Genomic DNA, 14,168 nt, shown 5'->3' on the forward strand with positions numbered 1-14,168 from the left:
ATCAACGGCTGCGGGTGATGCTCAAGCCCTTGAGCAGGCTGAGCGCCTGGGCCAGTTGGTAGTCATCGTCCTGCGGCATCGGCTTGGCCTTGGCGCGGCTGCCGGTTGGCTGGTCGGCACCGCCGTTGCCATTGCCCAGGTGGCCTTGCAGGTCGGCCTCTTTGTAGTATTCGCCATCGATCTCGTTGGTGATCTTGGCGCGGCGTACTTCGATGTCCGGCACGATGCCCTGGGCCTGGATCGAGCGGCCGTTCGGCGTGTAATACAGCGCCGTGGTGATCTTCAGTGCACGGTCGTTGTTCAGCGGCAATACGGTCTGCACCGAGCCTTTGCCGAAGCTGGTGGTGCCCATCAGCACGCCGCGCTTGAGGTCTTGCAGGGCGCCGGCGACGATTTCCGAGGCCGAGGCGCTGCCGCCGTTGATCAATACCGCCAGTGGCACGTTCTCGCTGAGGTCGTTGCCGGTGGCCGAGAAGCGCAACTCGGAGTTGGCGATACGGCCCTTGGTGTAGACGATCAGGCCCTTGGTGACGAAGTGGTCGACCACCTCGACCGCCGACTGCAACACGCCGCCTGGGTTGTTGCGCAGGTCAAGCACGATGCCGTTGAGCTTCTTGCCGTTGTCCTTGCGCAGCTTGGCCAGGGCCTTGGCCACTTCGTCGCCGGTCTTGACCTGGAACTGGGTGATACGGATGTAGCCGTAGCCCGACTCCAGCAACTGGCTTTTCACGCTCTTGACCGTGATGGTTGCACGGGCCAGGGTCACGTCAAACGGGTTGCCGCCGTCGCGTACCAGGGTCAGGGTGATCTTCTGGCCGAGCTTGCCGCGCATCTTGTCGACGGCTTCGGTCATGGTCTGGCCACGGGTCGGCTGGCCGTTGATCTTCACGATCAGGTCGCCGGCCTGGATGCCGGCCTTGGACGCCGGGGTGTCGTCGATAGGCGAGACCACTTTTATCTGGCCGTCTTCGGAGCCCACTTCGATGCCCAGGCCGCCGAACTCACCGCTGGTGCTTTCCTGCAGCTCGGCGAAATCTTCCGGGCCCAGGTAAGCGGAGTGCGGGTCGAGGTTGCTGAGCATGCCCTTGATGGCATTTTCCAGCAGGGCCTTGTCGTCTACGGGTTCGACATACGCTGCCTTGATCCGGTCCATGACCTCGGCAAAGGTGCGCAGCTCGTCCAGCGGCAATGGCGCCTTGGTCGTCGCAGCCATGGCAGGTGCAGCCGGTGCGGCCTGGTCGGCAAAAGCCAGAGGCGCGCCGATCACCAGGGCGATCGTCAGGGCCAGCGAAGTGAGGCGGGACAAATGCAGCATGTCGAACGAACTCCTAATGTAGATGCGACCCTATCCTTGGGACCGGCACCATTGTGCAGGGTCGCTCGGGCGGCCCTGCTGACGAATAGCGAAGTACAGCGCCGGGGTGTCCTGGCCGCCACTGTTACCGACAGTGGAGATGGATTCACCGGCTTTTACAACATCACCTGCCGACTTGAGTAGTGTCTGATTGTGGCCGTAAAGGCTCAAATAGCCATTACCGTGGTCAAGAATCACCAGCAAGCCGGCGCCCCGCAACCAATCGGCGAACACCACGCGCCCACCGTGCACCGCGTGGACCTGGCTGCCGGCAGAGGCGCTGATCATCACGCCATCCCACTTGGCGCGGGTGTCATCGCCACGGGTTTCCCCAAAGCGTGCCAGTAATCGACCATCAACCGGCCATGGAAGTTTGCCTCGTGCTGAAGCAAAAGGGCCGCCGAACGACTCGCCGCTGCTGGAAACCAACGGGCCAGGGGCTGCACGCGCCGGTTTGCGCGGCGCCGGAGCGTCGGTGGTGGCAGCCAGTTCGGCCTCACGCTGACGCTTTTTTTCGGCTTCCTGCTGGGCGATCAGCGCTTTTTGCCGCGCTTCTTCGGCCTCGCGTGCCTGGCGGGCCAGGGTTTCTTCAATGGTCTTGAGGACTTTGGCCAGGTCGGCCTGGTCTTGCTCGCGGGCCTGCAACTTGGCGTCGCGGGCTTTTACGTCGCTGTTGAGCTTGGCCAGGGCCTGCTGACGTTCCTTGCGTACTTTATCGAGCTGGTCGCGCTGGGTGTCGAGGGCAGTTTTCTGGTCGAGCAGCTGCGATTGCTGGTCGGCGATTTCCTGTTCGACATTGGCCAATTGGCGCAGGGTTTCGTTAAACCCCTTCAATTGCGCCAGGCGCGCCTGGCTCAGGTAGTCGTAATAGGTGAGGGTACGGGCGAATTTTTCCGGGTTCTGCTGGTTGAGCAGCAGCTTGAGGTACTCCTGGCGGCCGCTCTGGTACGCGGCACGGGCCTGGATCGCGATCAGGCGTTGCTGTTCAACGCGTGCGCTCTGGAGTTTTTTTTTCTCAGCGTCGAGTCGCTCCAGTTCCGACTCGCTCTTCTTTAGTTCTTTTTGCAGCTCCTGGACCTGCTTCTCCAGCTTGCCCATTTCGGTTTCCGTGCCGCGCAGGTCTTTCTGCACCCCGGATTTTTCTTCCTGGAGCTTGCCGAGCAGCTTTTTCAGCTCGGTAATGTCCTGACGCGTAGCGTCCAACTGTTGTTGGGTTTGTGCGCGCTCATCGACAAACGCCGGTTGGAGCAGGCAGACAAGAGCAAGGGTTATCAAGGCGCGAAGCATAGAGGCGGGCGACACCAGGGGAAAAGGACGGCCTAGTATGCCCGCCAAGCGCTGCAAAAAAAACGCCCAATTGGGGCTGGTGGGCAAGATAGGTGCCGAGTGGTGCTGGTATGGCAAAAAGATATCTCTCAAAGCGCCACAAACCAATGTGGGAGCGGGCTTGCCCGCGATTGCGGTGGGTCAGCGACATAGATGTCGACTGATTAGCCGCTATCGCGGGCAAGCCCGCTCCCACACCGTTTTGTGGCGTACTTTGGATCAGACCAGGATCGAGGTCCCGGTCATCTCCTTCGGCTGTTCCAACCCCATCAGCTTGAGCATGGTCGGCGCCACATCCGCCAGCACGCCACCTTCACGCACTTTCAGGTCACGTTTGCCGACGTAGATGAACGGCACCGGTTCGGTGGTGTGCGCGGTGTGCGCCTGGCCGGTGGATTCGTCGGACATCTGTTCGCAGTTGCCATGGTCGGCGGTGATCAGCGCTTCGCCGCCGACTTTTTCCAGCGCGTCGACGATGCGGCCAACACATTTATCCAGGCATTCCACGGCCTTGACCGCCGCTTCCAGGTTGCCGCTGTGGCCAACCATGTCGCCGTTGGCGTAGTTGACGACGATCACGTCATAACGCTGGTGATCAATGGCGTCGACGATCTTGTCGGTGACTTCCGGTGCGCTCATTTCCGGCTGCAAGTCGTAGGTAGCGACTTTTGGCGACGGGATCAGGATGCGCTCTTCGCCGGGGAACGGCTCTTCGCGGCCACCGGAGAAGAAGAACGTCACGTGGGCGTATTTCTCGGTTTCGGCGATGCGCAGTTGGGTCTTGCCGTTCTTGGCCAGGTAGTCGCCCAGCACGTTCTCCAGGCTGCCCGGGGCGAATGCCGACGGGGCAGGGATGTTGGCGGCGTATTGGGTGAGCATGACGAACTCGACCTTCGGCTGGCGCGCGCGTTCGAAGTCCTTGAAGCCTTCATCGACGAACACATGGCTCAGTTCACGGGCGCGGTCGGCGCGGAAGTTCATGAACACCACGGCGTCGCCGTCTTCGACTTTCACCGGCTCGCCGATGGTGGTGGCTTTGACGAATTCATCGCTTTCACCGCGGGCGTAGGCCGCTTCCAGACCTTCCTGGGCGGTGGCCGCGTTGAATTCGGCCTGGCCGTCGACGATCAGGTTGTAGGCCTGGGCGACACGGTCCCAGCGGTTGTCGCGGTCCATGGCGAAGTAACGGCCCACCAGGCTGGCAATACGGCCCTTGCCCAGGGCGGCGAAGGTGGTATCCAGCAGTTCGATGGAGGATTGCGCGCTTTTAGGCGGCGTGTCGCGGCCGTCGAGGAAGGCGTGCAGATAGATTTTGTCAGCGCCGCGCTTGAACGCCAGTTCGGCCATGGCGACCAAGTGATCCTGATGGCTGTGTACGCCGCCGTCCGACAACAGGCCCATGAAGTGCACGGCCTTGCCGGCGGCAACGGCTTTATCGACCGCGGCGCAGATGGTCGGGTTTTCGAAGAACTCGCCATCGCGGATCGCCTTGGTGACACGAGTGAAGTCCTGGTACACCACTCGTCCGGCACCTAGGTTCATGTGGCCGACTTCCGAGTTGCCCATCTGGCCGTCCGGCAGGCCCACGTCCATGCCGGAACCTGAGATCAGGCCGTTGGGCACGCTGGCGGTCAGGCGGTCCAGTACCGGCTTGTTGGCCGAGTACACCGCGTTGTCGTGGTGGCTTTCACTGTGTCCGAAGCCATCGAGAATTATCAGGACCAAAGGTTTAGGCGTGGTAGTCATAGATCCTCTCGCGGCGCTAATAAAGGAAGACAATTGAAAAGGGAGTGGCAGTTTAAAGCGAAGTTCCAACCACGTCACCGCTTTACGGGGGTTGGCCCCCCCTGGCGGCTGTGTATACTTACCGCCATTTTAACGCCCTGGAACCTCCTTGATGGTTGATCACCTGATTGCATTTGCCACTGCCCACTACCTGCTTGTGGGCGCCTTCGTCATCCTGCTGGCGCTGCTGATCGCTCACGAACTGAGCCGCGGTGGTCGCAGCCTGAGCACGTCGGAGCTGACCGCGCTGGTCAACAAGGATGAGGCCGTCGTCGTCGATATTCGCCCGGCCAAGGATTATGCCGCCGGCCATATCGTTGGCGCCCTGAACATTCCCCAGGACAAGCTGATTGCGCGTCTGGGCGAACTGGAGAAGCACAAGGCCAAGACCATCATCCTGGTCGATGCCCAGGGCCAGCACTCCGGCACCCACGCCCGTGAGATGCTCAAGTCCGGCTTCACCGCCGCCAAGCTGTCGGGTGGTATCAGCAGCTGGCGTGGCGATAACCTGCCGTTGGTGAAGTGATATGAGCCAGGTTGTCGTGTATTCCAGCGATTGGTGCCCTTACTGCATGCGGGCCAAGGCCTTGCTTGAGAAAAAGGGTGTTGCCTTTGAAGAGATCAAGGTCGATGGCAAGCCCCAGGTGCGCGCCGAAATGGCCCAGAAGGCTGGCCGCACGTCGGTCCCGCAGATCTGGATCGGCACCCGGCATATCGGTGGTTGCGACGACCTGTTCGCTCTGGAGCGCGCCGGTAAACTTGATGCGCTGCTGTCCGCCTGACGCCTAAACCCTCAAGAACCCAAGATAAAGAAGGATCTGCGATGACTGATCAACAGAACACCGAAGCAGCAGAAGCTCAAGGCCCACAGTTCTCGCTGCAGCGGATCTACGTGCGTGACCTGTCGTTCGAAGCGCCGAAAAGCCCGGCCATCTTCCGTCAGGAGTGGACCCCAAGCGTTGCGCTGGACCTGAACACCCGTCAGAAATCCCTGGAAGGTGACTTCCACGAAGTCGTGCTGACCCTGTCGGTCACCGTCAAGAATGGTGAAGAAGTCGCTTTCATCGCTGAAGTGCAACAGGCCGGTATCTTCCTGATCCAGGGCCTGGACGAAGCGTCCATGAGCCACACCCTGGGTGCGTTCTGCCCGAACATCCTGTTCCCGTATGCCCGTGAGACCCTGGACAGCCTGGTCACCCGTGGTTCGTTCCCGGCCCTGATGCTGGCTCCGGTGAACTTCGATGCCCTGTACGCCCAAGAGCTGCAGCGCATGCAACAGGAAGGCGCGCCAACCGTTCAGTAATTTGCTGAGCGATGCCGTTCTAAAATGTGGGAGCGGGCTTGTGTGGGAGCTGGCTTGCCTGCGATAGCATCACTGCGGTGTGACTGACACACCGAGGTGCCTGCATCGCGGGCAAGCCCGGCTCCCACACAAGCCCGCTCCCACATTTGTTATGCGGTGTTATTTAAAGCCCAGTTGGCGCCAGCCTTCATAGACGGCAACGGCTACGGTGTTCGACAGGTTCAGGCTGCGGCAGCCTTCACGCATCGGCAAGCGCAGGCGATGGCCATCGGGCAATGCGTCAAGCACCTCGGCCGGCAGGCCTCGGCTCTCCGGGCCGAACAGGAACGCGTCGCCCTCGGCAAAGCTGGCATCATGAAACGGCCGCGAGCCCTTGGTGGTGAACGCGAACAGCCGAGGGTGGCCCAGGCTCTCCAGGCAACTGGCGAGGTCGGCATGGCGCTTGAGGGTGGCGTACTCGTGGTAGTCCAGCCCGGCACGGCGCAGGCGCTTGTCGTCCATGTCAAAGCCCAACGGCTCGATCAAATGCAGGTGGCAGCCACTGTTGGCGCACAGCCTGATAACGTTGCCGGTATTCGGCGGAATTTCTGGTTGAAAAAGGATGACGTGAAACATGCACGGCTCCGAAGACAAAGATGCGCTGCATTCTACCCCCGAAGACGACCCGAGACCGAAGCTATTGCCGAGGGTGTTGGGCTCATTGGCGATTGTCGGCTTGATGATTGGCTTGATGATCGGTCGCTTGACCACCCCCGAGCCGCTTGAGCTGCAACAGGTAGAACCTGCGGCGGATGGTTTGGTGGTGTGGTTCAACGACGAACCCAAGCTGCACGGCGAGCATATCGACGGCACCGTGGCGCTGCTGTTTGACGCCCAGGGCAAGGCTGCCAACGGGCAGCTCAAGGTCAACGGCAAGGACGTGAATTGGCGCATACGCAAGACCGACGCCGGCCTGCTGCTGAACCTGGTGGCGGCTCGGCCGTTGCGTGGGGAGTGGAGCGGTGCAGAGGTCGATGGCCGCTGGCGGCTGGAGATCCATCTCCAAGAGCAATAAAAGAGGGAGTTCCCGGCCTGCCTGTACCAGGGCTCCCAAAACGGGGTGAAGCCTAAGGCTTCGGTGTTAAAGAGGGGATTCTCGGCCTGCCTGTACCAAGGTCCCCGAAACTGGGTAGTACTGGGGTTACTGCAGGGGGCGTGCCAAAACTTGCAATTGCTGCTGGAAAAAAATGCCAAAAAGCGCAAAGCCCCGGAATACGGGGCTTTGTTTGTTTCTGCTACCAAGAAATTTGTAGCGAAAGCGATATGCAGGTTTTCTGGTCTGTGCTCAATGCCGGTTCATCGTGCATTGAAGCGGTGCACAGTCTGCAGGCATTGCACAAAACCAATGTGGGAGCTGGCTTGCCTGCGATGACGGCGTGTCAGCCCTATACAGGGTGGCTGACACACCGTCATCGCGGGCAAGCCCGGCTCCCACACTGGGCCTTCAGCGGTCTTGGGGTTCAGGCCTCATCACCCTCATCATCATCCCCACCATCCACCTTCATCCCCAATTCCTTGATCTTGCGCGTCAGGGTATTGCGCCCCCAACCCAGCAGCACGGCCGCATCGCGACGACGGCCGGCAGTGTGCTTCAGGGCAGTCTCGATCATGATCCGCTCGAACGCCGGCACGGCGCTGTCCAGCAGGTTCGACTGGCCGCGTGCCAGGGCCTGGTCAGCCCATTGGCGCAGCGCCTGTTCCCAGTTGGTCACGGGGGCCGAGTCCTGCGGCAGGCTCAGCAGCTCCGGTGGCAGGTCGCTGATGTGCACTTCGCGCCCGGACGCCATCACGGTGATCCAGCGGCAGGTATTCTCCAGCTGGCGCACGTTGCCGGGCCACGGCAGGTTCTTTAGGTATTCCTCGGTCTCGCTTTTGAGCAGCTTGGGCTCGACGGCCAGCTCCAGGGCGGCGCGGCTGAGGAAGTGGCGGGCGAGGGTGGGGATATCTTCGCGACGGTCCGACATGCGCGGGATGTGGATGCGGATCACGTTGAGGCGGTGGAACAAGTCCTCACGGAATTTACCCGCATGCACCAGTGTTTCCAGGTTCTGGTGGGTGGCCGCGATGATGCGCACATCCACCTTCACCGGCGTATGCCCGCCCACACGGTAGAACTCGCCGTCAGCCAGCACGCGCAGCAAGCGAGTCTGAGTATCGGCCGGCATGTCGCCGATCTCATCGAGGAACAGCGTGCCGCCGTCCGCCTGTTCAAAGCGTCCGCGACGCAGGTTGGCCGCGCCGGTGAATGCGCCTTTCTCATGGCCGAACAACTCGGACTCCATCAGGTCCTTGGGGATCGCCGCCATGTTCAGCGCGATAAACGGCGAGGCCGCCCGTGGGCTGTGGCGGTGCAGGGCGTGGGCCACCAGTTCTTTACCGGTCCCCGATTCGCCGTTGATCAGCACAGTGATGTTGGAGTGGCTCAAGCGCCCGATGGCGCGAAACACTTCCTGCATCGCCGGCGCTTCCCCGATGATTTCCGGGGTGCGGGTCAGGGTCGGCGGCGCTTCCTGGTTCTGTTGTTCCTGGGCGTGCTGGTTGGCGCGCTTGACCAGCGCCACCGCTTCATCCACATCGAATGGCTTGGGCAGGTATTCAAAGGCGCCGCCCTGATAGGACGCGACAGCGCTGTCCAGGTCCGAGTGGGCGGTCATGATGATCACCGGCAGGCGCGGGTGCTGCTCGCGAATGCGCGCCAGCAAGTCCAGGCCACTGGCGCCAGGCATGCGGATATCGGAAATGATCACGTCCGGCTGCTGACGTGCCAGGCGGCTCATCACCCCATCGGCGCTGTCGAAGCTCTGGGTGGTCATGCCTTCTTGTTGCAAGGCTTTCTCGAGGACCCAGCGGATAGAACGGTCGTCATCGACGATCCAGACAGTTTCACTACGGCTCATGTCGTGGGGGCTCCTTGTTCCAATGGCAGGAAGATCGAGAACGTGGTGTGGCCAGGGTGGCTCTCACATTCGATCAGGCCCTGGTGCTGGCTGATGATGTTCTGGGTGATGGCCAGGCCCAGCCCGGTACCGTCCGGGCGGCCGCTGACCATGGGAAAGAAGATGGTTTCCTGCAGCTCCGCAGGAATGCCGGGGCCGTTGTCGATGATCTCGACCTTGGTCACCAGGCGGTGGCGCACATGGCCGATGGTGAACTGGCGCAGGGCGCGGGTGCGCAGGCTGATGCGGCCCAGGCGTAGCTCATTCTGGCTGCTGATGGCCTGCATGGCGTTGCGCACGATGTTGAGCACCGCCTGGATCATCTGTTCGCGGTCGATCAACACGTCGGGAATACTCGGGTCGTAGTCGCGCACCAAGGTGATGCAGCCCTGGCTTTCGGCTTCGACCAATTGGCAGACCCGCTCCAGCACCTCATGCACGTTGGTCATCGCCAGGGACGGCAGCTTGTTGGAGCCGAGCATGCGGTCTACCAGGTTACGCAGACGGTCGGCTTCTTCGATGATGACGTTGGTGTAGTCCTTGAGGTGCTCGTCCGGCAGCTCACGGGACAACAACTGTGCCGCGCCGCGAATGCCGCCCAACGGGTTCTTGATCTCGTGGGCGAGGCCGCGCACCAGCATCTTGCTGGTTTCCTGCTTGGACAGCTGTGCTTCCTCCTTGGTGATGCGCAGCAGGCGGTCGCGAGGGTGGACTTCGAGTAGCAGCAGGGTCGCGCCATTGCTCAGGATCGGGGTCACGGCGTAGTCGACGGTCAACGTTTGCCCGGTGAGCGCGGTGAGCATCGCTTCGCGCTTGGTGAACGGATGTGCCTGCTCCACGGCCTGGCGCAACGAACTCAAGGCTTCGGCCGACTCAGTGAACAATTCGCTGATGAACTGCCCATGGCTGCGCTGGCCGCTGATCGCCAGGAGCATCTCCGCCGCCGGGTTCATGTACTCAAGGCGCAGGTCGGCATTGAGCAGGATGGTCGCGGTGGTCAGGTTGTCGAGTAACAAACGGTGCAGTGCATCGCTGATGGTCATCGGGACCTCTTTTGGAGCAAGGCGTGGGCTTGAGGCACACGCTGATACAAGGAAAATGCAAAAACCAAACCAAGGCTCCGAAAAGAAGCGCTAATGCCCTGAAATAAGGGTTTGAGGCGCGAAACTGTGGCGTTCTGCCAGCCTCAACGGGAAGTTTCGAACCAAAATGGGCTGGGCAATTGAGAAGGGTGCAGGCTATCGCACCAATATAGTGCGGTTTTGTGAAGGTTGTTCAGCAACTGAAGATTTAAGGCGAATCGCAGTCAGTGTGGGAGCTGGCTTGCCTGCGATAGCGGTGGTGCATTCAACATCGCTATCGCAGGCAAGCCAGCTCCCACATGTTTGAATGGGGTTGCAGTCACTCGCCTTTGTAGATGCACAGCTCGGCGGTGGCGCGGATCATCGCCAGTTGGCGCAGCGGATCATTCAGCGGTTCGTGCACGGCCTCGGCCAGCCATTGGGGGCATTTGGGGTCTGTGCGCAGGGGGGTGAAGTCGGCCAACTGCTGCAGCAGCCTTTTTTGCAGATCGTCCAGTTGCGGGCGGATCTGCTGGACCAGGTCCGGGCGCGGGTCGTCGGGAGCTTTGCCCTGGAACTGCCAATCGGACAGGTGGGTGTATTGCACCAGTTTATTGGCTTCGATCTGCGCGGCGAAAAACTGCTCGGCAGAGGCCGAGTCCAGCTTGTAGCTAGGTGCTTGGGCAGTGACGCTGGCGATCACCTCTTGCTCGCGCTTCTTGTCCTCCACGGGCTTGTGGCTGTCCCACTTGCTCAGTGCTACCTGGTCGGCAATCTCCAGGCGTTCGGCGATGCTGTTGAGCAGGGGTTCCAGCGTAGGCGGCGCTGCGCTCGCACTGGCACTGATGAACAGCAGGGCAAATACAAGTCGATGTTTCAAGGGCGATCCTCTGTAGGAGCGAGCTTGCTCGCGAAGGTCGCTAACGATAACGCGCCAATGTTGAAAAAATGCGGTGTCTTTGCGTTTTTCGCGAGCAAGCTCGCTCCTACAGGAGGGGGACGTAAATAATCTCAGGCAAAAAAAAGACCTCCCGAAGGAGGTCTTTCTCATCACGCTACCTCAAGCAGCGCTACCGGATTAGCAGCTGTAGTACAGCTCGTATTCCAGTGGGTGTACGAAGGTGCGTACTTTGATTTCTTCTTCGCTTTTCAGGGCGATGTAAGCATCGATGAAGTCGTCGCTGAAAACGCCGCCTTTGGTCAGGAACGCACGGCCCTTGTCCAGCTCTTCCAGGGCTTCTTTCAGGCTGCCGCACACTTGTGGGATCTCTTTGGCCTCTTCAGGCGGCAGGTCGTACAAGTTTTTGTCGGCGGCGTCGCCAGGGTGGATCTTGTTCTGGATACCGTCCAGGCCGGCCATCATCAGGGCGGCGAAGGCCAGGTAAGGGTTGGCAGCCGGGTCTGGGAAGCGCGCTTCGATACGACGGCCTTTAGGGCTGTTGACGTAAGGAATACGGATCGAAGCGGAGCGGTTGCGTGCCGAGTAGGCCAGCATCACCGGCGCTTCAAAACCTGGGACCAGACGCTTGTAGGAGTTGGTCGACGGGTTGGTGAAGCCGTTCAGGGCCTTGCCGTGCTTGATGATGCCGCCGATGAAGTACAGAGCGGTGTCGGACAGGCCGGCATAGCCTTCGCCGGCGAAGGTGTTCTTGCCGTCTTTGGAAATCGATACGTGAACGTGCATGCCCGAGCCGTTATCGCCGTACAGCGGCTTAGGCATGAAGGTAGCGGTGCGGCCATAGGCATCGGCAACGTTGTGCACGCAGTATTTCAGGGTTTGAACTTCGTCAGCCTTCTTCACCAGCGTGTTGAATTTCACGCCGATTTCGTTCTGGCCGGCAGTCGCCACTTCGTGGTGGTGAACTTCAACGGTCTGGCCCATTTCTTCCAGTGCGTTGCACATGGAGGTACGGATTTCATGGTCGAAGTCGAACGGTGGGACTGGGAAGTAGCCGCCTTTCACGCCTGGACGGTGGCCTTTGTTGCCGCCTTCCACGTCCTGGTCGGACATCCACGAGCCTTGCTCGGAGAAAATCTTGAACATGGAGCCGGAGATGTCGGATTTGAACTTCACCGAGTCGAAGATGAAGAACTCTGGCTCAGGGCCGAAGAATGCGGTGTCGCCGATACCGGTGGACTTCAGGTATTCCTCGGCACGGTGGGCGATGGCGCGTGGGTCGCGGTCATAGCCTTGCATGGTCGAAGGTTCGATGATGTCGCACACCAGGATCAGGGTCGGCTCTTCGGTGAACGGGTCGAGTACGGCGGTGCTGTCGTCTGGCAGCAGGATCATGTCGGAGGCTTCGATGCCTTTCCAGCCAGCGATGGAGGAACCGTCGAACATCTTGCCGACTTCGAAGAAGTCATCTTCCAGCGCATCGCGAGCCGGCATGGTCACGTGGTGCTGAGTGCCTTTTGTGTCCGTGAAGCGCAGATCAATCCATTTAACGTCATGATCTTTGATGAGTTGAACCGACTTCGACATGGTGTCCTCCGGGTGGCTTCGGGCTTGGGTAGTGGAGTTAGCCCTTAGAATTTGGGTGATGCCGGCGCGGATACTCCGCCAAGGCAACCTGCCTCACAAGAGAGCAAATTGCATGCCAGTGCGCCAACATGGCCGTTTTGCCTCAAAATAGCCCCTATAACGGTGCAATCGGCAAAAACGGCATAAATCGCGCACTGCAATGTAGCGTTTATTTGTGTAAATGACCCGTTTTGGTGCATTGCGTATGCAATGCATATTAACTGGTTAAACCTTGAGCGATTTCCGCTATAATCCGCGCCCCCCTTTTTCAGCAGGCCCGGCGCGCGCTGTTTCCATGAAATTAATCGTTAAAGTCTTCCCCGAGATCACCATCAAAAGCCGACCGGTACGGACGCGTTTCATCCGTCAGTTGGCCAAGAACATCCGTGCCGTGCTCCGTGACCTGGACCCGGCTGTGGTGGTGAACGGCGTGTGGGACAACCTCGAGCTGGAAACCCGCATTACCGACGCCAAAGCCTTGAAGGACATGACCGAGCGCCTGAGCTGCATGCCGGGCATCGCGCATTTCCTGCAGGTGGATGAGTACCCGCTGGGCGACTTCGACGACATCACCGAAAAGTGCAAGCAGCACTACGGTAGCGCGCTTGAAGGCAAGATTTTTTCGGTGCGCTGCAAGCGTGCCGGCAAGCACCCGTTCAGCTCCATGGATGTCGAGAAATACGTCGGCAGCAAGCTGCGTCGTGAGTGCGGCGCCGCTGGAATTTCCCTCAAAGCGCCACAAATTGAAGTGCGCATGGAAATTCGCGACCAACGGTTGTTCGTGATCCACAGCCAGCACAACAGCATCGGCGGCTACCCGCTGGGTGCCCTGGAACAGACCCTGGTATTGATGTCCGGCGGTTTCGATTCCACGGTGGCGGCTTACCAGATCATGCGCCGCGGCCTGATGAGCCACTTCTGCTTCTTCAACCTGGGCGGGCGTGCACATGAATTGGGCGTGATGGAAGTCGCGCACTTTATCTGGAAGAAATACGGCAGCTCCCAGCGCGTGCTATTTGTAAGCGTACCGTTCGAGGAAGTGCTGGGCGAAATTCTCGGCAAAGTCGATAACAGTCATATGGGCGTAGTATTGAAGCGTATGATGTTGCGCGCTGCGTCCCGAATCGCCGATCAATTGCAGATCGACGCCCTGGTGACCGGCGAAGCGATTTCCCAGGTTTCCAGCCAGACGCTGCCTAACCTGTCGATCATTGACTGCGTGACCGAGAAGCTGGTGCTACGCCCGCTGATCGCCAGCCACAAGCAGGACATCATCGACCTGGCAGAGCAAATCGGCACCGCCGACTTTGCCAAGCATATGCCTGAATACTGCGGGGTCATTTCGGTGAACCCCAAGACCCACGCCAAGCGTCACCGCGTGGAGCATGAAGAAAAAGAATTCGACATGGCGATTCTGGAGCGTGCGCTCGAGAACGCCAAGCTGGTGCCAATCGATCGGGTGATCGACGAATTGGGCCAGGATGTGCAGATCGAAGAAGTCAGCGAAGCCCTGGCGGGCCAGATCGTCGTCGACATCCGTCATCCGGATGCCGCCGAAGATGAGCCGCTGGAAATCGCTGGCATCGACGTGCAAACGCTGCCGTTCTACGCACTGAACGCGCGTTTCAAGGAACTGGATAACAGCCGTCAGTACCTGTTGTATTGCGACAAAGGCGTGATGAGTCGCCTGCATGCCCACCATTTGCTCAGTGAGGGGCATGCCAATGTGCGCGTTTATCGACCGAGCTAAGAGCCCGGGGCTGTTTGCCTGTGGCCTGCGTCACCGGCCCCCCGACTCTGCCGTCAAGCTGTAACGGCAAGGCCTGACTCTACTGTTAAT

At 60.2% G+C, this 14,168-nt stretch carries 13 protein-coding genes; 5 read left to right on the forward strand and 8 right to left on the reverse strand.

Annotated features, from left to right (window positions below; genetic code table 11):
* Position 1 precedes the first annotated feature (1 nt).
* The 3 genes from HBO10_RS10230 to gpmI all read right to left on the reverse strand — a co-directional run bounded on the left by HBO10_RS10230 (position 2) and on the right by gpmI (position 4,426).
* Complete coding sequence (locus HBO10_RS10230) at positions 2–1,315, reverse strand: S41 family peptidase (RefSeq protein WP_034125537.1); 1,314 nt, start codon at positions 1,313–1,315, stop codon at positions 2–4.
* Between the two features lie 30 nt (positions 1,316–1,345).
* Positions 1,346–2,641, reverse strand: a complete 1,296-nt coding sequence (locus HBO10_RS10235; RefSeq protein WP_169921990.1) for a murein hydrolase activator EnvC — start codon at positions 2,639–2,641, stop codon at positions 1,346–1,348.
* A 258-nt stretch (positions 2,642–2,899) separates the two neighbouring features.
* On the reverse strand, positions 2,900–4,426 hold the full coding sequence (gene gpmI / locus HBO10_RS10240) for a 2,3-bisphosphoglycerate-independent phosphoglycerate mutase (protein WP_034125538.1): 1,527 nt from the start codon (positions 4,424–4,426) through the stop codon (positions 2,900–2,902).
* Between the two features lie 151 nt (positions 4,427–4,577).
* Between gpmI and HBO10_RS10245 the strand changes: the two genes are divergently transcribed.
* Genes HBO10_RS10245 through secB form a run of 3 tightly spaced genes read left to right on the forward strand, consistent with a single transcriptional unit; the run spans position 4,578 to position 5,768 of the window.
* Entirely contained in the window at positions 4,578–4,991 is a 414-nt protein-coding gene (locus HBO10_RS10245) for a rhodanese-like domain-containing protein (protein ID WP_032901811.1), read from the forward strand.
* A 1-nt stretch (position 4,992) separates the two neighbouring features.
* Positions 4,993–5,247 (forward strand): glutaredoxin 3, encoded by a 255-nt coding sequence (gene grxC, locus HBO10_RS10250; protein ID WP_003171118.1) that lies wholly within the window; start codon positions 4,993–4,995, stop codon positions 5,245–5,247.
* A 41-nt stretch (positions 5,248–5,288) separates the two neighbouring features.
* Positions 5,289–5,768, forward strand: a complete 480-nt coding sequence (secB, locus tag HBO10_RS10255; protein WP_032894017.1) for a protein-export chaperone SecB — start codon at positions 5,289–5,291, stop codon at positions 5,766–5,768.
* A gap of 159 nt (positions 5,769–5,927) precedes the next feature.
* Here secB and HBO10_RS10260 read toward each other — a convergent pair whose 3' ends face one another.
* On the reverse strand, positions 5,928–6,383 hold the full coding sequence (locus HBO10_RS10260; RefSeq protein WP_003171120.1) for a tRNA (cytidine(34)-2'-O)-methyltransferase: 456 nt from the start codon (positions 6,381–6,383) through the stop codon (positions 5,928–5,930).
* On the opposite strand from HBO10_RS10260, the gene HBO10_RS10265 reads away from it, so the two are divergent.
* Entirely contained in the window at positions 6,382–6,822 is a 441-nt protein-coding gene (locus tag HBO10_RS10265; RefSeq protein ID WP_034125539.1) for a hypothetical protein, read from the forward strand. The genes HBO10_RS10260 and HBO10_RS10265 overlap by 2 nt on opposite strands.
* Before the next feature lie 445 nt (positions 6,823–7,267).
* On the opposite strand, the gene ntrC is transcribed toward HBO10_RS10265, so the two are convergent.
* The 4 genes from ntrC to glnA all read right to left on the reverse strand — a co-directional run bounded on the left by ntrC (position 7,268) and on the right by glnA (position 12,289).
* Complete coding sequence (ntrC, locus tag HBO10_RS10270; protein WP_003187806.1) at positions 7,268–8,704, reverse strand: nitrogen regulation protein NR(I); 1,437 nt, start codon at positions 8,702–8,704, stop codon at positions 7,268–7,270.
* On the reverse strand, positions 8,701–9,786 hold the full coding sequence (glnL, locus tag HBO10_RS10275) for a nitrogen regulation protein NR(II) (RefSeq protein WP_014716523.1): 1,086 nt from the start codon (positions 9,784–9,786) through the stop codon (positions 8,701–8,703). The genes ntrC and glnL overlap by 4 nt, the downstream gene beginning before the upstream one ends.
* A gap of 358 nt (positions 9,787–10,144) precedes the next feature.
* Positions 10,145–10,684 (reverse strand): chorismate mutase, encoded by a 540-nt coding sequence (locus HBO10_RS10280; protein WP_034125540.1) that lies wholly within the window; start codon positions 10,682–10,684, stop codon positions 10,145–10,147.
* 198 nt (positions 10,685–10,882) lie between these two features.
* Positions 10,883–12,289 (reverse strand): type I glutamate--ammonia ligase, encoded by a 1,407-nt coding sequence (gene glnA, locus HBO10_RS10285; protein WP_003187811.1) that lies wholly within the window; start codon positions 12,287–12,289, stop codon positions 10,883–10,885.
* Positions 12,290–12,623: 334 nt separating this feature from the next.
* Between glnA and thiI the strand changes: the two genes are divergently transcribed.
* Positions 12,624–14,078 (forward strand): tRNA uracil 4-sulfurtransferase ThiI, encoded by a 1,455-nt coding sequence (thiI, locus tag HBO10_RS10290; RefSeq protein ID WP_034125541.1) that lies wholly within the window; start codon positions 12,624–12,626, stop codon positions 14,076–14,078.
* The last annotated feature ends 90 nt before the right edge of the window (positions 14,079–14,168 follow it).

This window comes from Pseudomonas sp. WS 5503 (genome assembly GCF_012985385.1).
In the GTDB taxonomy this organism is placed as follows: Bacteria; Pseudomonadota; Gammaproteobacteria; order Pseudomonadales; family Pseudomonadaceae; genus Aquipseudomonas; species Aquipseudomonas paracarnis.

Excerpts from the sequence above, each read along its gene's own strand:
- secB (WP_032894017.1), top strand. The coding sequence starts at position 5,289 with ATGACTGATCAACAGAACACCGAAGCAGCAGAAGCTCAAGGCCCACAG.
- grxC (WP_003171118.1), top strand. The coding sequence starts at position 4,993 with ATGAGCCAGGTTGTCGTGTATTCCAGCGATTGGTGCCCTTACTGCATG.
- gpmI (WP_034125538.1), bottom strand. The coding sequence starts at position 4,426 with ATGACTACCACGCCTAAACCTTTGGTCCTGATAATTCTCGATGGCTTC.
- HBO10_RS10235 (WP_169921990.1), bottom strand. The coding sequence starts at position 2,641 with ATGCTTCGCGCCTTGATAACCCTTGCTCTTGTCTGCCTGCTCCAACCG.
- HBO10_RS10260 (WP_003171120.1), bottom strand. The coding sequence starts at position 6,383 with ATGTTTCACGTCATCCTTTTTCAACCAGAAATTCCGCCGAATACCGGC.
- thiI (WP_034125541.1), top strand. The coding sequence starts at position 12,624 with ATGAAATTAATCGTTAAAGTCTTCCCCGAGATCACCATCAAAAGCCGA.
- glnA (WP_003187811.1), bottom strand. The coding sequence starts at position 12,289 with ATGTCGAAGTCGGTTCAACTCATCAAAGATCATGACGTTAAATGGATT.
- ntrC (WP_003187806.1), bottom strand. The coding sequence starts at position 8,704 with ATGAGCCGTAGTGAAACTGTCTGGATCGTCGATGACGACCGTTCTATC.
- HBO10_RS10265 (WP_034125539.1), top strand. The coding sequence starts at position 6,382 with ATGCACGGCTCCGAAGACAAAGATGCGCTGCATTCTACCCCCGAAGAC.
- glnL (WP_014716523.1), bottom strand. The coding sequence starts at position 9,786 with ATGACCATCAGCGATGCACTGCACCGTTTGTTACTCGACAACCTGACC.
- HBO10_RS10230 (WP_034125537.1), bottom strand. The coding sequence starts at position 1,315 with ATGCTGCATTTGTCCCGCCTCACTTCGCTGGCCCTGACGATCGCCCTG.
- HBO10_RS10245 (WP_032901811.1), top strand. The coding sequence starts at position 4,578 with ATGGTTGATCACCTGATTGCATTTGCCACTGCCCACTACCTGCTTGTG.